16 protein-coding genes are annotated in these 18,269 nt (G+C 61.1%); 10 read left to right on the top strand and 6 right to left on the bottom strand.

The genetic code is table 11. The features are described 5' to 3' along the window. Positions 1-53: 53 nt before the first annotated feature. Positions 54-929 (top strand): hypothetical protein, encoded by an 876-nt coding sequence (locus ACZ5RI_RS06355; protein WP_464515273.1) that lies wholly within the window; start codon positions 54-56, stop codon positions 927-929. A gap of 78 nt (positions 930-1,007) precedes the next feature. Here ACZ5RI_RS06355 and ACZ5RI_RS06350 read toward each other — a convergent pair whose 3' ends face one another. The 4 genes from ACZ5RI_RS06350 to ACZ5RI_RS06335 form a co-directional block, all read right to left on the bottom strand. Beyond that, positions 1,008-1,778, bottom strand: a complete 771-nt coding sequence (locus ACZ5RI_RS06350; protein WP_464515272.1) for an SDR family NAD(P)-dependent oxidoreductase — start codon at positions 1,776-1,778, stop codon at positions 1,008-1,010. 256 nt (positions 1,779-2,034) lie between these two features. Further along, a complete protein-coding gene (gene ubiB, locus ACZ5RI_RS06345) occupies positions 2,035-3,423 on the bottom strand; it encodes a 2-polyprenylphenol 6-hydroxylase (RefSeq protein ID WP_464515271.1) in 1,389 nt (462 codons plus the stop codon). Further along, entirely contained in the window at positions 3,423-4,181 is a 759-nt protein-coding gene (gene ubiE, locus ACZ5RI_RS06340; RefSeq protein ID WP_464515270.1) for a bifunctional demethylmenaquinone methyltransferase/2-methoxy-6-polyprenyl-1,4-benzoquinol methylase UbiE, read from the bottom strand. The genes ubiB and ubiE overlap by 1 nt, the downstream gene beginning before the upstream one ends. Before the next feature lie 66 nt (positions 4,182-4,247). Next, positions 4,248-4,775, bottom strand: coding sequence for a hypothetical protein (locus tag ACZ5RI_RS06335; protein WP_464515269.1), 528 nt, complete (start codon positions 4,773-4,775; stop codon positions 4,248-4,250). A gap of 138 nt (positions 4,776-4,913) precedes the next feature. Between ACZ5RI_RS06335 and mutM the strand changes: the two genes are divergently transcribed. Continuing rightward, positions 4,914-5,732 (top strand): bifunctional DNA-formamidopyrimidine glycosylase/DNA-(apurinic or apyrimidinic site) lyase, encoded by an 819-nt coding sequence (gene mutM / locus ACZ5RI_RS06330; protein WP_464515268.1) that lies wholly within the window; start codon positions 4,914-4,916, stop codon positions 5,730-5,732. Positions 5,733-5,798: 66 nt separating this feature from the next. Here mutM and ACZ5RI_RS06325 read toward each other — a convergent pair whose 3' ends face one another. Continuing rightward, positions 5,799-6,167 carry a hypothetical protein gene (locus ACZ5RI_RS06325; protein ID WP_464515267.1) on the bottom strand — a complete coding sequence of 123 codons (369 nt, stop codon included), beginning with the start codon at positions 6,165-6,167 and terminating at the stop codon, positions 5,799-5,801. 153 nt (positions 6,168-6,320) lie between these two features. Between ACZ5RI_RS06325 and arfB the strand changes: the two genes are divergently transcribed. From arfB to nadC, 8 genes are all read left to right on the top strand, one after another. Further along, positions 6,321-6,746: an alternative ribosome rescue aminoacyl-tRNA hydrolase ArfB gene (gene arfB / locus ACZ5RI_RS06320; protein ID WP_464515266.1), complete on the top strand. Its 426-nt coding sequence runs from the start codon at positions 6,321-6,323 to the stop codon at positions 6,744-6,746. A gap of 171 nt (positions 6,747-6,917) precedes the next feature. Beyond that, positions 6,918-7,751: a tetratricopeptide repeat protein gene (locus tag ACZ5RI_RS06315; protein ID WP_464515265.1), complete on the top strand. Its 834-nt coding sequence runs from the start codon at positions 6,918-6,920 to the stop codon at positions 7,749-7,751. A gap of 42 nt (positions 7,752-7,793) precedes the next feature. Next, positions 7,794-10,238 (top strand): tetratricopeptide repeat protein, encoded by a 2,445-nt coding sequence (locus ACZ5RI_RS06310; protein WP_464515264.1) that lies wholly within the window; start codon positions 7,794-7,796, stop codon positions 10,236-10,238. Further along, complete coding sequence (locus ACZ5RI_RS06305) at positions 10,235-12,187, top strand: tetratricopeptide repeat protein (protein ID WP_464515263.1); 1,953 nt, start codon at positions 10,235-10,237, stop codon at positions 12,185-12,187. The genes ACZ5RI_RS06310 and ACZ5RI_RS06305 overlap by 4 nt, the downstream gene beginning before the upstream one ends. 29 nt (positions 12,188-12,216) lie before the next feature. After that, positions 12,217-13,878 (top strand): tetratricopeptide repeat protein, encoded by a 1,662-nt coding sequence (locus ACZ5RI_RS06300; protein WP_464515262.1) that lies wholly within the window; start codon positions 12,217-12,219, stop codon positions 13,876-13,878. A gap of 170 nt (positions 13,879-14,048) precedes the next feature. Beyond that, complete coding sequence (gene nadA, locus ACZ5RI_RS06295) at positions 14,049-15,083, top strand: quinolinate synthase NadA (protein WP_464515261.1); 1,035 nt, start codon at positions 14,049-14,051, stop codon at positions 15,081-15,083. 12 nt (positions 15,084-15,095) lie between these two features. Further along, positions 15,096-16,682, top strand: a complete 1,587-nt coding sequence (locus ACZ5RI_RS06290) for an L-aspartate oxidase (RefSeq protein WP_464515260.1) — start codon at positions 15,096-15,098, stop codon at positions 16,680-16,682. 7 nt (positions 16,683-16,689) lie between these two features. Further along, positions 16,690-17,556 (top strand): carboxylating nicotinate-nucleotide diphosphorylase, encoded by an 867-nt coding sequence (gene nadC, locus ACZ5RI_RS06285; RefSeq protein WP_464515259.1) that lies wholly within the window; start codon positions 16,690-16,692, stop codon positions 17,554-17,556. Positions 17,557-17,776: 220 nt separating this feature from the next. On the opposite strand, the gene ACZ5RI_RS06280 is transcribed toward nadC, so the two are convergent. Continuing rightward, positions 17,777-18,268, bottom strand: coding sequence for a DUF4167 domain-containing protein (locus tag ACZ5RI_RS06280; RefSeq protein WP_464515258.1), 492 nt, complete (start codon positions 18,266-18,268; stop codon positions 17,777-17,779). Position 18,269: the final 1 nt, after the last annotated feature.

The following is an 18,269-nucleotide window of genomic DNA, read 5'->3' as shown; positions in this document are numbered from 1 at the left end:
TTTATGTAGCCGACAGCCCACATCTGCACATGCCAGAAAGCCGAAGAATGCCGATGCCCTTCAGAAACAAACTCCACACTGCAGTGGCGGTGCTTTGCCTTTTGGGGCTGGGCATCCCCGCACAGACCAATGACGCACAGGCCAATGACGCACCTCGGCCCCCCACCGCAGAGAAGTGTCTCAAAACGACCGGGGCGGCGGCACAGGCCTCCTGTCAGGCCGCACTGAACGAGCTGCGGGCCGAAGCGACGGCGCATCCGAAAAGCGCATCCCCCCGCTTTATGCTGGCGGTGGCAGAGCTGCGCGCGGGCGAGATTGCGCAAGGCGAAGCCGATGCGGCGGCGGCCCTGTGCCTGCAGGATTCGATTGAAGGGCTGCTGCTTCGCGATGGTGTCGCTGTCGATGTAGACAACCCACAGATGAGCACCCTCTATGCCGCCGATCAGGCTGACCGCGCCCCCAGCACCCAGTGGACTGAAGAAAACAGCCTTCGGGTATACAAACAGGATCAGGTACGGCGAGGACAGACCCGCACCATGTTGGAACAGCACCAACTGCACAGCGGTAATGACTATCTCCACGCCGCCTTTATCTTTCAGCATGGCGAGACGCCCGCCGATTATATGCTGGCCCACATACTGGCGATGACGGCGATGACACGGGGAAACGGATCGGACAACCACGGTCAGACAGCGGCCTGGATAGCGGCCGCCACGCTCGACCGCTATCTGCTGGAAACCAAACAGAAACAGGTTTTCGGCACCCAGTTCAGCAGTGAAAAAGACAGCCCGGAAATGGAATTAAGTCCGGCTGATCTGGGGCAGATCCCGGACGAGGTCCGCGGGGCCTTCGGGGTCCCCTCCGTTGCGGAGGGGTTAAAGATGATCCGCACCCTGAACCACAGCAACGGCAAGGACGACAAGAAGTAGTTACCTCTGCCCGACCCGCGGTCTGCGCAGCGCCAACTACAACCAGATATCCGGCAGCAGGCTAGCGCGCGCAGCCGATTACCGCATGATGAAGCCGCCATCCACCGAGATGGACTGGCCAGTTACATAGCTCGCGGCGTCGCTGCAAAGCCAAAGGACCACATTCGCGATCTCCTCGGGGCGACCGACACGTCCCATCGGGATGCTCTTTTCCATCGCACTGAGCGCATCGCCTTGACCGCCAGCCACCATCTCGTCGGCCATCGGTGTCCAAATGAGCCCAGGGCAGATGGCATTGATGCGAATACCGCGGGCACCATACTCAAGCGCTGCACTCTTGGTAAACCCAAGAATACCGTGCTTGGCCGCGTGATATATCCCGCGCTCAGCTCCCCCGACCAACCCACCAAGCGAGGAACAATTGACGATCACGCCCTCGCCTTGCTTGCGCATCTGCTGCAGTTCGAACTTCATACAACTCCACTCGCCGCGAAGATTAATTCCCATAACGCGGTCGTAATCCTCACGGGTAGTATCAGCCGTCTCAGCCAGTACATTCTGAACGCCCGCATTGTTATAAGCGGCGTCGAGACGGCCGAAAGCCGAAATCGTCTGCGCAACCATCGCTTCGACCTGATCGTCCTGCGACACATCGCAATGGATCGCGAGGACTTTATGACCTTGTGCAGCGAGTTCATCGGCAGCGACACGCACAGCATCCCCGTGCCAATCCGCCATAGCAACGACTGCGCCGCTTTCTGCGAAAGCTTTAGCCGTGGCGAGGCCGATCCCGGAAGAAGCACCCGTAATCAGGGCTACTTTTCCCGAAAAATCAAAAGAAACAGTCATAATCAATTCTCCTGGAGCTTGCCCGCCCAGAAACCGACGCCTGGCGCACGTCGCGGTCGACCGTTTAAGGCGCGGCATTATAGTCCAACTTTAGGATCCGGATCGCCCGACCAATAGCCAGAGAAAATGGCATGGACTTATGAGATGAACTCATCAATCAGCCAACGAAATGAATATAGACACATATTTTAAATGACCGCGACATGGCGCGTATCAGTATATAATTAACGCCCGGCTCGCTTTCACACGGGCAGCATCACACCCCGGCGACGGCCCAGTCGCGCACCTGCGCCGCCAGCCCTTTCAGGGTGGCGACCACATCGGCCAGCCGGGCCTTGGGCCCCATCTGGTCACGAATCCATTCCTCGGCCACCGGGCGGGCGCATTCCCACATGTCAAAGTCGGCATCAAGGCCGCGGGCGACGCCTTCCACCACCACCATGGTCTTCTGTAACAGCAGAAGCTGGGGCTGGGTCTGCATGCCAAAGCGCCGCGTGGTGTCGAACAGCTGCTGCAACAGGGCGGCCATTGAAATCTCGCGCGGCGGGCGGGTCAGCACCGGCTCGGCAATGGCGCGCAGGGCCTGCGCCAGCACGGCCTCGTCATGGGCCGCACTGACCGTGCCATAGGCGATATGGGCGCGGGCGACGCGGGCATAGTCGCGCTGCAAAAAGCCCAGCAGCACATCGGCCATAAAGCGGCGGGTCTTCAGATCCAGCCGCCCCATGATGCCAAAATCCACCACTGCGATACGGCCATCGGCGGTCGCAAAGACGTTGCCGGGATGCATGTCGGCGTGGAAATAGCCGTCACACAGCGCCGAGCGCAGCAGGCGGCGCACCAGCGCCAGCGCCAGCACTTTGGGGTCGAGCCCCGCAGCTTCCAGCGCCGCTTTGTCGCTGATCTTGATGCCATCGATCCATTCGGTGGTCAGCACGCGCTGGGCGGTACGTGACCAGTCCACTGCCGGAACGTGAAACTCGGCATCCGTCTTGGTGCGGTCGGCCAGTTCCGAGGCCGCAGCGGCTTCCATCCGCAGATCCAGCTCGATCGTCACCGCATCGGCCAGCGTCTCAACCACCGCGACAAAGCGTAAGCGCCGCGCCTCAGCCGAGAAACGCTCGGCCAGCCGGGCGGCATAGGCAAAGGCGGCCATGTCTTTGGCAAAGGCCGCCTCGATCGCCGGGCGGAGCACCTTGACCGCCACCTTGCGCGGGGGATCATCCCGGGTCAGCGCCGGGTGAACCTGCGCAATCGAGGCGGCGGCCACCGGCTCGCCAAATTCGGCAAACAGATTCTTGACGGACTTGCCCAAAGACTGCGCCACCACCTGCGCCGCATCGACCGTTGAAAAGGGTGTCAGCTTATCCTGCAACGCCGACAGGGCGGCGGCGGTCTCGGCCCCGACGACATCGGGGCGACAGGCCAGCACCTGACCCAGCTTGATCGCCGTCGGCCCCAGACTTTCGAGCGCCCGGGTCAGGCGGATACCGACCGGCCCCTCCGCCTTACTGGAAAACAGTCCGCGCACCAGCCGCAACGGCCAGGGGTAGCGCGCCGCAACCTCGCGCGGCAGCAGCACGTCATACGAACCCAGCCCCTGAGCAATCTGCCACAGGCGGGCGATATGACCCAACGCCGCCATCAGACCTTCCATGCCGAATGCAGGGCCGCGATACCACAGGACAGGTTGCGGTACTTGGCCAGTGACAGCCCGGCAGATTCGATCATGTCCTTGAAGGTTTCCTGCGGCGGAAAGCGGCGGATGCTCTCGATCAGATATTGATAGGAATCCGCATCACCGGTGACGACATAGCCGACCTTGGGCAGCACGGCGAAAGAATAGCGGTCATAGAGTTTGGCCAGTGCGGGTACAGCCACCTGCGAAAACTCCAGACACAGAAACCGCCCGCCGGGTTTGAGCACCCGCGCGGCTTCGGACAAGGCCTTGTCGATATGGGTCACGTTCCGGATACCAAACGAGATGGTGTAGGAATCGAAACTGTTATCGGGGAACGGCAGGCTTTCCGCACTGCCCTGAACCCAGCTGACGGCATGCTCCCCCGCCTTGTCGGCGCGCTTCTTGCCCTCGGCCAGCATGTCGGGATTGATGTCGCACACCGTGACCGCCGCATCCCCGCCGTGGCGGCGGGCGCGGGCCGCGATCTTGAAGGCGATATCACCGGTACCACCGGCCACATCGAGCGATTTCCAGCCCGCTTGCGGATTGAGCCAGTCGATCATCGCCGCCTTCCACAAACGGTGGATGCCGACGCTCATCAGATCGTTCATCAGATCATAGCGGCTGGCGACCGAAGAAAAGACCTCGGCCACTAGCGATTCTTTCTGACCTTCCGGCACTTCGCGAAAGCCGAAGGAGGCGGTGTGTTTGTTCGCAGTCATGAGCGGACCATAGCGAAAACCCATCCGGGTGACCAGCCTTGCGGGCACGTTCTTACAGGCCACCGGTCACAGGCAATCTTCCACATATTCGACCGATTTTGTCAGCCCGGCGCGAAAGTTACGCACGACACCTTTCTCGGCTTCGAAAAGCAGGGCACGGCTCCGTTGGGGGCCGTAAACCTCCATATAAAGCCAGTCCTCCGGCGCATCGGGATGCGGCGAGATCCGAAGCTGAGAACCATAGGTCTTCTGCACTTCCATCACACTGGAGCCGACCCCGATTCCCTTATCCGTACGGATGCTGCCATCCGTCACCGTAATCCGGGTGATGATACCGTTCTCGATCATGTAATCGACCCCACCGGCCTGCCCGTCGGCACGGGAGGCGACGAAGCACCCCGCCATGCCCACTTCCTCGCCGGTGATCAGACTGGTGCCGAGCGCGGTTTCAGCATCGACCACGCGCATCCCCACGCGCACCGGCGCAAGACCGGCAAAGTTCAGCGCAACGCTGGCAGCCCCGGCCGCGGCGCTGGCCGCGGTCAGAAGTACACCGCCGAAGATCAGCCCGGCCCAAAGAATCGATTTACGCATAAAGCCTCATGCCATGAAGGGTTATCCCACCCGCAGACACGTCATAAATTGCTCTTGCAATCGGCGCCAGTACGATACTCTTGGACGAGCAGCCTTACCCATTACTGGCCCCCCGTTACTGGCCCCAAGGATCGCACTGTGCCCGAATTACCCGAGGTTGAAACCGTGATGCGGGGCCTGATGCCCGCGCTGGAAGGTAAAATGCTGGTCAATGTCCAGCAGAGAAGCCCAGCCCTGCGGGTGCCCTTTCCACCGCGCTTTGCCAAACGGCTCACCGGACGAACCGTGACGGCCTTACGCCGCCGGGCCAAATACATTCTGGCCAATCTGGATGATGGCGAAACCCTGATCATCCATCTGGGCATGACCGGGCGGATGCTGATCAGCCCGCGGGACGGCGCGGCCAGCCCCGGCAAACATGACCATGTCGTCTTCACCACCGACACGGCGCAGGTGATCTTTCACGATCCGCGTCGTTTCGGTCTGATGACACTCGTCTGGACCGCACAGCTTGAGGAGAACCCGCTCTTTGCCGGGCTGGGGCCGGAACCGCTGGAGCGCAGCTTCACCCCGAAGGTGCTGGCCGCAGCGCTTAAAAATAAGAAGACGCCGCTCAAAGCCGCCCTGCTCGACCAGCGGGTGGTGGCGGGCTTAGGCAATATCTATGTCAGCGAGGCTTTGTTCGAGGCCCATTTACACCCCGAACGACTGGCCGGAACCGTGGCCGACTGTGCCCCGCTTACCGCCGCGATTAAGAAAGTGCTGAAAGCGGCAATCCGGGCGGGCGGATCGACGTTGCGCGATTACCGCCATGCCGATGGCAGCCTGGGCTATTTCCAACATAATTTTACGGTCTACGATCGCACCGGCCAGCCCTGCCCGGTCTGTGGCACCCCCATCAAACGGATCGTGCAGTCGGGCCGCTCAAGCTATTTCTGCCCGACGTGCCAGAAGTAACGGGGCAGACATCGCCGACAAAAAACAGGCCCGGACATCCCGGGCCTGTCGTTTTATTTGCGCGTATTATGACCAGGTAGCTTCGATCAGGCCCTTATGCAGTTCAATAGCTGGCGTATCGGTCCAGACACCGTATTCAGCATGCCCTGTAGCCCCCCAGATACCGTCCAGCGAGAAGCTCAGTGTCGGGATGCTTGATGCACCGGGAATATTGGGCAGCGCCTTGCCGTGCAGGCCAAACAACTGCTTAGCGGTGCCAAGCCCGGTCGAATGGGTCTTACCTTCGAACGTCACAGCAAAAGACCGCTTCTTGATGCTGTCGGTATAGTGACCAACACCGGCCACATCGCTGCCGGACACGACAAGATGGACGGTCAGCACCACACCGTCGTCGGTCGCATTAATCTTCAACGCACCAATTTTTACGTCACTCATTTCACCCTCCACATTAGTTAAATTAGTAATTTTACATAATACAACCCAGAAATCAGGTTTACAACTATAGATTTTATAAATATGTTTGAAGCAATTAATGCGTGCACATGTCATTTCCTCGACAAATCTGCCTCGCAATGGCACTAAGTGGCTATGGCCACGATTTCCGTCACCGACAACATCACCCTCGACGAAGCCGAACTGACCGAGAGCTTTGTCCGCGCCGAAGGACCGGGCGGGCAGAACGTTAATAAGGTGTCGAGCGCGGTGCAGTTGCGTTTCAACGCGGCCTTGTCCCTCAGCCTGCCCGAGCCGGTGCGCTTCCGCCTGATGCAGGCGGCGGGCACCAAGCTGACCAAAGACGGGGTAATTGTGATTACCGCTCAGCGCTTTCGCGATCAGCCGCGCAACCGGGCCGATGCGCGGGCACAATTGTTTGCCATGATCCGCGCGGCGGCGGTCGAACCCAAATACCGCCGCAAGACCCGGCCCACCCGCGCCTCGAAGGAAGAACGCCTCGGCGACAAGAAAAGCCGTGGCCGTATCAAGGCGGGCCGGGGCCGCCCCGGGCTGGATTAGCCCTGACAGATCGGACCACGCTCTGATAAAGCATCCCATGTGATGAAACAGGCTACCATCCCCCTGCCCGATTGTGCATAATACGTCAAATATTAAGGGGGGATGCTTGGGCGTTGGCTTGGCCACACCGCAAGCGCTTTGCGCCCCATTGCATCCGGGATGGCGCGTCACATGCACGAAACCACCAACATCGCACAGCCCCCGCCCGGGCCACCGGCAGCGATGCTGTACCAGCATCTGACCGAACAGTTTCAGGCCGATCCGGACTTGCGCTTTCATCATGGCACCGCCTTGCTGCAGCTGGGCCGCACCGAGGAAGGCATCGCCGATCTGACCCGCGCGCTGGCACAAAAGCCCGATCAGCCGATGGCGCTGGCCCATCTTGGCAACGGCTTACGCGATCAGGGCCTTCTGCAGGAAGCGATCGACAAATACAGCCGCGCCATTGCGCTCAAACCCGGTTACGCCGTGGCGTTTTATAACCGCGCCAACGCCCGCTACGAACTCAAGGACATGGTTGGCGCACTGGCCGATTACGATCAGGCCATTGCCCTGCGTCCAGAGATGATTGAAGCCTATATCAACCGGGGCAACCTGCTGCACGGACTGGGGCAGACCACACGGGCTTTGGCGGATTTTGATCGCGTTGTCGCCTTGCAGCCGGATGATGCTGAAAGTCATAACCGTCGTGGCAACATTCTTTTGGCGCTGCACCGCCCGGCCGAGGCGCTGGCAAGCTATGACAAAGCCCTCGCCCTCCGGCACGATTATGCCGATGCCCATAACAACCGCGGCAACGCGCTTGCCGCCATGGGTCGCAGGACTGAGGCGCTCGACGCGTTCCGCCGCGCCATCGCCATTCGACCGGGATATGCCGAAACCTATTATAACCGCGCCGACATCTGGACCGCCATGACGACCTCTGGTATCCCGGTAGAAGGATTTTCCGCCAACCAGCGCGCAGATGTTGGAACAGCGTCGCCTACAGGATCTGCGAGCGACTAAAACAAGGGTTTGCCCGAACCTGAACGGCGGATGGCGTACAGCATGAGTGATACATCCGAAACCGATCCGAATACGATCTTCCGCATGGCGGTAGCACTGCATCAGGAAGGCAACATCACCCTTGCCGCCGAGGTGTATGAGCGACTGCTCGAACATTTTGCCAGCGATCCCGGTTTGCTGTTTCAGCTCGGTACCGCATGCCTGCAACTGGGCCGTACGGAGGAAGGCATCAAATATCTCGCCCGCACACTGTCGATCAAACCCGATCAGCCGATGGCGCTGGCCAATCTGGGCAACGGGTTGCAAAGCCTTGGCAACCTGCCCGAGGCGCTGGCCTGTTTTGAACGGGTGGTGGCGCTCGATCCAACCTCGGTCAAAGCGTACAATAATCTCGGCAATGCGCTGCGCGATCTTGGCCGGCCACAGGACGCGCTGGAGCAATACAGCCGCGCCATTGCGCTGAAACCCGATTACGCCGAAGCCTTTTATAACCGCGCCAACGCCAGACGGGATGTGGACGACATCTCCGGGGCGCTGGCCGATTATAGTCAGGCCCTGACGCTGCGCCCGCAAATGGCCGAAGCCTATATCAACCGCGGCAGTCTGCTGATCAGCACCGGAGCCACCGAACCGGCGTTAGCCGATTTCGATCGGGTGATCGCCCTGCGCCCCGATCTGGCCGAGGCCCATAACAATCGCGGCAACATTTTTCTGACGCTACACCGCCCGAAAGAGGCTCTGGCGTGTTTTGAAACCGCCGTCGCCCTGAAACCCGATTATGCCGAGGGCCACAGTAATCGTGGCAACGCACTCTATGCGCTGGGCCGGATGGACGCGGCATTACAGGCCTTTGAACACGCCATCGCCCTCAGGCCCGACTTTGCGGAAGCCCATTATAATATGGCGAACACGCTGGTCGCACTGAAACGCAGCGAGGAAGCCATTGGCGCCTTTACCGCCGCCACCACCATCCGCCCCGACTATGCCGAGGCGTATTATAACCGCGCCAGTGCGTTACTCGCGCTGAAACGCCCGGCGGAAGCCTTAACCGGTTTCGACATTGCCCTGTCACTGGGATTGTCAGCGCAGACGTCATCGGCACCAGCCACCTCGTCCGGACCGGTCAACCTGACCAATGCGGATATTCACAATAATCGCGGCAACGCACTGATGGCCTTACATCGGCCGGAAGAAGCGCTGGCGTCCTATCTTGAGGCCATCGCCGGAAGAGAAAACTTTGCCGAAGCGCATTACAATGCGGCCAGTGCCCTATTGGATCTGAGGCGGCCAGAGGGGGCACTGGAACGCTGCGACGAAGCCATCGCCATGGATGACAGCAATCCCTCGGCCCACAATATCCGCGGCGTTACCTTGCTCGATTTGCTTTTGCCGCAGGATGCCATCGCCGCGTTTGATCGCGCCATTGCCTTACGGACGGACTTTGCCGAAGCCATCAGCAACCGTGCGCTGGCGCTCAAAAGCCTGAAGCGTTTCGGCGAGGCACTGGCCGAGCTCGATCGGGCCTATGCACTGAACAGGACACTGTCGTCGATCCCGTGGAACAAATCGCTGATCACGCTGCTACAGGGCGATCTGATCGAAGGCTGGCAACTTTACGAATGGCGCTGGGAGGGGTCCAAAATGCAGGAAGACCGCCCCAGCTATACCCAGCCGTTATGGACCGGGGCCGAAGCGCTGGATGGCAAAACCATTCTGCTGCATGCCGAGCAGGGCTTTGGCGATACCCTGCAATTCATCCGCTATTGTCCGCTGGTGGCGCGCCGGGGGGCCAAGGTGCTGGTGGTGGTGCAACCGGCGCTGTACGAATTGTTTCAGTCGCTGCCGGGCGATTATCAACTTTTCATCGATGGCGCGACGCTGCCGCCCTTTGATCTGCAATGCCCGCTGATGAGCCTGCCGCGCGCCTTTGCCACCACGCTCGATACCATCCCGGCGGAAGTGCCCTATCTTGCACCGGACCGGGCCCGGCTGGCCGACTGGCAGCACCGCCTTGGTGAAAAGCGTAAAGCGCGCATCGGTCTGGTGTGGTCGGGGCGCTCGGAATATGCCCCGGATCGCGCCCGCAGCCTGCGGCTGGAGCAGCTTAGCCCGCTGCTCGACCTGCCGCTGGAATTTCACGTCCTACAAAAAGAAATCCGCGATTACGATGCGGCGATCCTCGACCACTTTGCCAATGTCACCACCCATTGCGAAGCGCTCAGGGATTTCTCGGACACCGCGGCGCTGACCGCCCAGATGGATCTGGTTATCGCGGTTGATACCTCGGTGGCGCATCTGGCCGGGGCCATCGGCAAACCATTCTGGGTGTTACTGCCCTATGTGCCGGACTGGCGCTGGCGGCTCGATCGTGCCGACAGCCCGTGGTACCCGACGGCGGAACTTTTCCGCCAGCCCGCCAACACCGATTGGGATAGCGTGATCGCCACCGTGACCAGACAATTGGCGGCGCGCTTTATCGGGCCATGACCGACCCCGCCCTTTTGTTTGGTCAGGCCGTGACGCTGCACCGGGCCGGACACAGCGCCGAAGCCGCCACGATCTATCGGCAATTGCTTGCGCAGTTTCCCGGACATGGCCCGCTGCTCGATTTGCTGGGGACGGCGGAAATTCAAACGGGCCATCCCGAGGATGGCGTGGCACACATCGGCGACGCCCTGCACAGGCTGGGGCTGCAACCACCCGTTCTGTCGCATCTGGGCACCGGCTTACAGGCGCTGGGGCGCTTAAGCGAAGCGCTTGATTGTTTTGACCGCGCCCTTGCCTTGCAGCCCGACTTTGTCGAAGCCCAGTTCAATCGCGCCAATGTACTGATTGCCCTGCAACGCCATGCCGAGGCGTTGACAGCGCTCGAAACCACCCTGGCGCTGGCCCCGCAGCACGGCCCGGCACATTATAACCGCGCCACACTGCTCGCCACACTGGGCCGTGATGACGAGGCCGTAACAGCCTTCAGCCACGCGATCGCACTATCGCCACAGGCGGTCGAAGCCTATATCAACCGCGCCACCGTACTGCTGCGCTTGGGGCGGCTTCAGGAAGCGCTGGCCGATTATGATGCCGTCATCGCCCGCAGGCCGGATGATGCGCAAGCCTATGCCAAAAGTGGTGCGTTGCTGATCGGGCTGGACCAATTGGCCCAAGCCGAAGCGCGCTTAAGCCGTGCCATCACCCTGTCACCACAAGATTACGACAGCTGGAACAATCGCGGCAATGCCCGGCTCGGGCTGCACCGCGGGCAAGAGGCGTTGGCCGATTTTGATCAGGCCTTGGTACTGGCACCGGATTTTGCCGCCGCCCACAGCAACCGGGGCAACGCACTGATGGCGCTGGGCCAGATCGATGCGGCGATCCTGAGTTTTGACCGTGCTCTCAGCCTTGATCCAAAGCATGCCGATGCCTGGACCAACAAGGGGCTGGCGTGGCGCGCCAAGGCGGCGCTGCCCAGGGCACTTGAATGTTTCGATCAGGCCCTGCGCCTTGCCCCCGATCACGCCGATGCCACTTTTGATAAGGCCCATGTGCTGTTGCTGTCCGGTGATCTGGCGCAGGGCTTTGCGCTTTATGAAAGCCGCTGGCGCCGCAATCCGTTTCGCCGCATAGCCTGGAACCGGCCAGAACCGATGTGGCAAGGTGAGGACATTACCGGCAAAACCCTGCTGATCCGTCCGGAACAAGGCTATGGCGATTTCGTCATGGCCTGTCGCTATGGCCCATGGGCTGCGGCACGCGGGGCCAGAGTGATCTTGGCCGCGCCGCCCCCTTTGCGCAATTTGGTCAGCACACTGAATATGGTGACCGTCATTACCAGCAGCGATGATCCGGGACCGGTCGATTACCATTGCCCGGTGATGAGCCTGCCGCGTGCCTTTGCAACGACGCTGCAAAATATTCCACCCGCGCCCTATCTTACCGCCGATCCTATACGACGCGAAAAACTTTCCACCTCACTGGGTGCAAAGAAACGCCCCCGGATCGGGCTTGTGGTCTCGGGCGATGACAAACACCTCAACGATGCCAATCGGTCGATCCCACTGGCCGCACTGGCCCCGCTACTGGAGCAGCCCTGTGATTTTTATCTGGCCCAGCAGGGCTTGCGCCCGGCGGATCGGACAGAATCCGCCCGCTGGCCCAATCTGCATCTGCCGCCCCTTGCAGATTTCGCCGACACAGCAGCACTGATTGCCGAAATGGATCTGACCGTCAGCGTCGACAGTGCCCCGGCCCACGTCGCCGGGGCCATCGGCGCACCGGTGTGGATCCTGCTGCCTTTTGCTCCCGACTGGCGCTGGCTGACCGGGCGCAGCGATAGTCCATGGTACGCAAGCGCCCAGTTGTGGCGACAGCGGTCACCACGCGATTGGCCGGGGGTGATAGAAACTGTTGCCAAAAAACTGGCCGCACGCTTTGATCTATAATAATCCGTATTCGTAGCGGAAAATCCTGAGTGCAAAACCATACCGTGACGGACGACGAGACCCTTTTTCAACAGGCTATGGCCCGCCATCAGGCTGGCGATGTTACCGCCGCTGCCACACGGTATCGCGATTTATTAACCCGCTATCCGCGCAACCCACGACTTTACAGCCTGCTGGGGTCAGCGGAAATGGCGCTGGGCGGGCGGGAAAACGCACTGATGCATCTGACCCAGGCGCTGCAGCTTGATCCACGCCAATCCGATGCCAGCTACAATCGGGCCATCCTGTTACAGGCGATGCAGCGCTGGCAGGAAGCCCTCGCCGCCTTTGACCATTGCCTGAGCCTGAGCCCCGAACTGGTCGCCGCCCACGATCGCCGTGGCGCTGTTCTGGTCGCACTGGGGCGCAAAACAGAAGCGCTGGCTGCCTATCGCACCGCCGCGCATTTTGCCCCGCAGGCACCGCAGGCCCATTACCGTGTCGGCGTCATGGCGCTGGATATAAAGCTGTTTGAGGAGGCCCTGGCGGCCTTTGATACCGCCCTGCGACTGGCGCCGAACTTCCTCGAAGCGCGGACCAACCGGGCCACCACCCTGCAACGGATGGGGCGGTATCAGGAGGCGCTGGACGATTTTGACCGTGCGCTGACAATGGCCCCGGATTTTGCCACCGCCCATTATAATCGCGGCAATCTGCTCAAGGAAATGATGCGCCTCGCCGACGCGCGCGCCAGCCTGAAGCGCGCCCGGGTGTGTGATCCAAATCTGGCGCAAGCCTATTGGAACGAAGCTCTGGTCTGCCTGCTGATGGGCGACTTTGAGGCCGGATGGCCGCTGTATGAATGGCGCTGGAAAAACCCTGACCTGACGCATCCGGACTGGCTGAAAACCACAGCGCTGTGGCGGGGTGAAGCGATTAAAGGCCGCACACTAATTATCCGTACCGATCAGGGCTATGGTGATTATATCCAGTTCTGCCGCTTTGCAGCCCCCGCCATAGCGCAGGGGGCGCGGGTTATTCTGTCTGCGCCGCAAGCCCTGTGCCGCCTGCTACGCAGCTTTGAAACTGTGACCGTGGTGGCCGATGGCCAAGCCCTGCCCGCGGATGGTCTGCATGTGCCGGTGCTAAGCCTGCCTCCGCTTTTTGCGGTCACGCAAGAAACCATTCCGCCCGCGCCCTATCTGACAGCGGACCCGGCCTTACGGGAAAAGATCCGGGCCACACTGGGCACGAAACAGCGCCCGCGCATCGGGCTGGCGATCAGCGGCAATGCCAACCATCAAAATGATGCCAACCGGTCGATCCCGCTGGCCGCACTGGCCCCGCTGCTGGGGCTGTCCTGTGATTTTTATCTGGTCCAGCAGGGCTTGCGGCCCGCCGATCGGGCAGAAGCTGCCCGCTGGCCCAATCTGCATCAGCCGCCGCTTGAGGATTTTGCCGACACGGCGGCGCTGATCGCCGAAATGGATCTGACAATCAGCGTCGATAGCGCCCCGGCCCATGTCGCCGGGGCCATCGGCGCACCGCTATGGGTGTTACTGCCCTTCTCGCCCGACTGGCGCTGGCTGACCGAACGGGACGACAGCCCATGGTACCCGACGGCAAAACTGTACCGCCAGCCCGCACCGGGGGACTGGGAAAAGGTCATCGGGGCGATTGCTCTAGCCTTGAAGGTTTACGTTAGCCCTTAATTCACGTAATAATTGAAGTTATATAAAACTAACGAATGATACGATTTCTCCTCTTGACCTATTTGTGCTCATCTGTAGCATAAAGAAAGTTCCGGCCGAGTGGCCGGTGTTTTTGCCCCGGGTATATACTCAATCGGAGTATAATTGGTGTGAAGATGACGGATCCCCAGATGAACGAACCCCTGCCCTTCACGCCCGAGATCGCGCGTTTAGCGGCCCCGTATTACGCAAAAGTGGCCAATGTCGTGCCGGAAATCGAATGGCCGGCCTATGCCCCCTATGTGGTGGCGATCAACCGCCTGAAGGCCGAAAAGAACGCGGTCATTCTGGCGCACAACTACATGACGCCGCAGATTTTCCACACCGTGGCCGATTACCGTGGTGACAGCCTGCAGCTGGCGCGCCTGGCCGCCGAGACCGATGCCAAGGTCATCGTGCAGGCCGGTGTGCATTTCATGGCGGAAACCTCCAAGATTCTGTCGCCGGAAAAGACCGTGCTGATCCCCGATCCGCTGGCGGGCTGCTCGCTGGCCGAATCGATCACGGCTGAAGATGTGCGGGGCTTAAAAGCCAGGCATCCCGACCTGCCGGTGGTGACCTATGTCAACACCTCGGCGGCGGTGAAGGCGGAAAGCGACGTTTGCTGCACCTCGGCCAATGCCCGACAGGTGGTGGAAGATATCGCTGCCGAATGGGGCGTGCCGTCTGTGATCATGATCCCGGACGAGTTTCTCGCACTCAACACCGCACGGCAGACCAAGATTCAGATCATCACCTGGAAGGGCCATTGCGAGGTGCACGAGCGCTTCACCCCCGCCGACATCCGCGCCTTCCGTGACGGCGCGCCCGATGTGGCGGTGCTGGCCCATCCCGAATGCCCGCCCGACGTGCTGGCCGAAGCCGATTTTGCCGGTTCCACCTCGGACATGCAGAAATATATCGCGCAGCATCGCCCCAAAAAGGCGGTTCTGGTGACGGAATGCTCGATGAGCGACAACATCGCCGCCGACTATCCCGACATTCAATTCGTGCGCCCGTGCAATCTGTGTCCGCACATGAAGCGCATCACTTTGCCAAAGATCCTCACGGCGCTGGAGACCAATACCGTCGCGGTTACGGTCGACGCTGAAACCGCGGTCAAGGCTGCCCGCGCGGTGGAACGGATGCTGAAAGTTGGCACCAAAAAGGAAGCGGTGGCCGCGTAAGGACGGCGTAAAATGTCCCGTCAAATCGATACCGTATATGAAACTAATGGTGCCCTGATACTGGGCGCTGGTGTGGCGGGTCTTTTTACCGCCCTCAAACTTGCCCCCTATCCCGCGCTGGTGCTGGCCGAAGGTCTGCCGGGCCACAGCGGGTCGAGCGCCAAGGCGCAGGGCGGCATTGCCGCCGCCGTCGCCCCTGGCGACAAATGGCAGGATCACGCCGCCGACACGGTGGCCGCCGGGGCGGGTCTTACCGAAAGACGCATTGCCGAGCTGGTGACGCGCGAAGCCGGTGCCCGCATCGACGATCTGTTCGCCATGGGCGCCCCCTTCGACAAGATGGCCGATGGCACCTTTTCGGTCAGCCGCGAAGCCGCCCATTCCTGCGCCCGCGTTGTGCATATCGGCGGCGACCGCGCCGGACCGGAAGTGATGAAGACACTGGCCGCCGTGGCAGCCAGAACGCCGTCGGTCACCATCATGCAGGGCTTTCACGCCATTGAACTGGCGGTCAGCGATGGCCGGGTGATTGGTCTGTTTGCCCGCACCGGCAGCGGCCCCGCGACCAAGCTGGTGTTATTCCGCGCGCCAAAAGTGATCTTCGCCACCGGGGGCGTGGGCGCGCTGTTTGCGGTGACGACCAATCCGCCGGAAGTCCGCGGCGAAGGCCTTGGCATGGCAGCACGCGCCGGGGCCTTGATCGGTGATCCGGAATTTGTCCAATTTCATCCCACCGCGATTGCCGGCCCCAATGACCCGGCACCGCTGGCCACCGAAGCATTGCGCGGACACGGTGCGACGCTGATCGACGAAACCGGCAAGCGTTTCATGCTGGGTAAATATGGCCGGGCCGAGCTGGAGCCGCGCGATGTCGTGGCCCGCGCCATTCACCGCCATATCGCCGCGGGGCACAAAGTGTTCCTCGACGCGCGTCAGGCGATCGGCGATGCCTTTGCCGAAGAATTCCCCACGGTGTTTGAAGCCTGTCAGGCCCAGGGCGTTGATCCGGCGAAGGAGCCGATCCCGGTGGCCCCGGCGGCGCATTATCACATGGGCGGCATCATCACCAACGAACAGGGCCGCAGCAATCTGGAAGGCTTATGGGCGGTGGGCGAATGTGCCTCGACCGGCCTGCATGGGGCCAACCGGCTGGCGTCCAATTCGCTGCTGGAAGGGTTGGTGTTCGGTGCCCGTGTTGCCGCCGATGTGCGCGACAAGGAAACCGTGGCAGTTCCGGCGAGCCATCCCGAAGCCCCCGAACGCTATCAGCCCGCCCCGCTGCCGCAGATCTTACGCGCCGGGATGAGCAGATTGCTGGGTCTGGAACGCACCGGGGCTGGCATGACCGAAGCCCTGCGCCTGATCTATCAGGTCGAACGGGCAAGCGCCTTTGAAGCCTCGCTTCTCAACGTCACCGCCGCGGCCAAGCTGATTGCCGCCGGAGCCCTGACGCGTAAGGAAAGCCGCGGAAGCCATTTCCGCAGTGATTATCCGCAAACGGAGGAATCCGCGACCCGGACTGTTCTCACTCTATCCCTGGCGGAAAAGATTGCCGACGCGGCTTTGGCCGCAGGCAGCGAAAACCGCCATATGAGGTAACGCTTTTATGGGCTTTGCAGCATTTCGCCCCCCGCATCCGTTCCTGCTCGACCCTATCGTCGGACGGGCGCTGGAAGAAGATCTCGGCCGCGCCGGGGATATCACCACCAATCTGGTGATCCCGCGTGAGGCCCGCGCCACCGCCGTGGTGATGAGCCGCCGTCCCGGCACCATTTCCGGTATGGTGGCGGTTGAATCCGCCTATCGTCAGATTGATGCCCACCTCAACATCCATATCGGTGTCCATGATGGGGAAACAGTTCCTGCCGGCACCCGTCTGGCGATGATCGAAGGCTCGGCCCGCTCGCTGTTATCGGCGGAACGGGTGGCGCTGAATTTTTTGGGGCATCTGTCCGGCATTGCCACCGCGACCCACGATTTGGTCACCGCGGTGGAAGGCACCGGGGCGCGCATTGTCTGCACCCGCAAGACCACACCGGGCTTACGCGTCATGGAAAAATACGCCGTGCGGTGCGGCGGCGGTTTCAACCACCGTTTCGGCCTCGACGATGCGGTGCTGATTAAGGATAACCACATCGCGGCCGCTGGCGGCATTGCCCCGGCGATGCAACGGGCCCGCGCCAGCCTGGGCCATATGATCAAGATCGAACTGGAAGTCGATACGCTGGAGCAACTGGAAGAAGCCCTGCATCAGGACGCCGATACCATCATGCTCGACAATATGGACATCGCAACCCTGACCAAGGCGGTCAGCATGGCCAAGGGCAAGGCGGCGCTGGAAGCATCGGGCAATGTCACGATTGATACCGTGCGCGCCATTGCTGAAACCGGGGTCGATTACATTTCCTCGGGCTGGATCACCCATTCGGCCCCCAATCTGGATGTCGGGCTCGACTTCGTCAGCGGCGATTAACGCAACGGGCGCAAAAGTGGGAACCGGTTTTGCGCGTAAAGTTGCGGCAAAAATAAAACCACGACCACGACAAAAGAAAAACGGCGAAGGAAACACATTTCCTTCGCCGTTTTTGTATTGTTTCAACGCCACGGGGGCTGTGGCGCAGGGCACACTTTATAGGCAACCGAACGCATAGCGTCGCGATGATCTGGACCACCGCAAAATACGCAAATATGCGTTATTCGGCTTCAGCTGCTTCGGCGGCTTCGTCTTCTTCAGCTTCCATCGCGGCCGTTTCCGACAGCGAGAAAGACGGCGCGCTGGTGGCAGCGGCGGGCATCGGCGTCTCGATAAAGGGCTGGTCTTCGGTGCCCACCGGACGCGGCGCGCTGGGCTGCTGCTGATAACCCTGAACCGGCTGGGTCTGAGCGGCCTGCGCCTGAATCTGCGCCTGCGTCATCTGGGCCTGCGTCGCAGCCATGATGCGGAAATAATGCTCGGCATGCTGCAGATAATTTTCTGCCATAACCCGGTCGCCCGACGCATTGGCATCGCGGGCAAGCTGCAGGTACTTTTCATAGACATGCGAAGCGTTCCCGCGAATTTTGACTTCCGGCCCGTTAGAATCGAATACGCGATTGGGGTTAAACCCGCCACCCGCGCTGCTGTGTCCGCTCTGACCGTTCTGATTGTTCTGCGGCCGCCGGCCGCCCCTTCTCGAACGCTTCACC

It is taken from the genome of Micropepsis pineolensis, assembly GCF_055392125.1.
Note: the sequence above shows the minus strand (reverse complement) of the source record. Positions and strands in the feature narration are given on the sequence as shown.

Coding starts and splice junctions, on each gene's coding strand:
- ACZ5RI_RS06355 (WP_464515273.1), top strand. CDS start 54: ATGCCCTTCAGAAACAAACTCCACACTGCAGTGGCGGTGCTTTGCCTT.
- ACZ5RI_RS06350 (WP_464515272.1), bottom strand. CDS start 1,778: ATGACTGTTTCTTTTGATTTTTCGGGAAAAGTAGCCCTGATTACGGGT.
- ubiB (WP_464515271.1), bottom strand. CDS start 3,423: ATGGCGGCGTTGGGTCATATCGCCCGCCTGTGGCAGATTGCTCAGGGG.
- ubiE (WP_464515270.1), bottom strand. CDS start 4,181: ATGACTGCGAACAAACACACCGCCTCCTTCGGCTTTCGCGAAGTGCCG.
- ACZ5RI_RS06335 (WP_464515269.1), bottom strand. CDS start 4,775: ATGCGTAAATCGATTCTTTGGGCCGGGCTGATCTTCGGCGGTGTACTT.
- ACZ5RI_RS06325 (WP_464515267.1), bottom strand. CDS start 6,167: ATGAGTGACGTAAAAATTGGTGCGTTGAAGATTAATGCGACCGACGAC.
- arfB (WP_464515266.1), top strand. CDS start 6,321: ATGGCCACGATTTCCGTCACCGACAACATCACCCTCGACGAAGCCGAA.
- ACZ5RI_RS06315 (WP_464515265.1), top strand. CDS start 6,918: ATGCACGAAACCACCAACATCGCACAGCCCCCGCCCGGGCCACCGGCA.
- ACZ5RI_RS06310 (WP_464515264.1), top strand. CDS start 7,794: ATGAGTGATACATCCGAAACCGATCCGAATACGATCTTCCGCATGGCG.
- ACZ5RI_RS06305 (WP_464515263.1), top strand. CDS start 10,235: ATGACCGACCCCGCCCTTTTGTTTGGTCAGGCCGTGACGCTGCACCGG.
- nadA (WP_464515261.1), top strand. CDS start 14,049: ATGAACGAACCCCTGCCCTTCACGCCCGAGATCGCGCGTTTAGCGGCC.
- ACZ5RI_RS06290 (WP_464515260.1), top strand. CDS start 15,096: ATGTCCCGTCAAATCGATACCGTATATGAAACTAATGGTGCCCTGATA.
- nadC (WP_464515259.1), top strand. CDS start 16,690: ATGGGCTTTGCAGCATTTCGCCCCCCGCATCCGTTCCTGCTCGACCCT.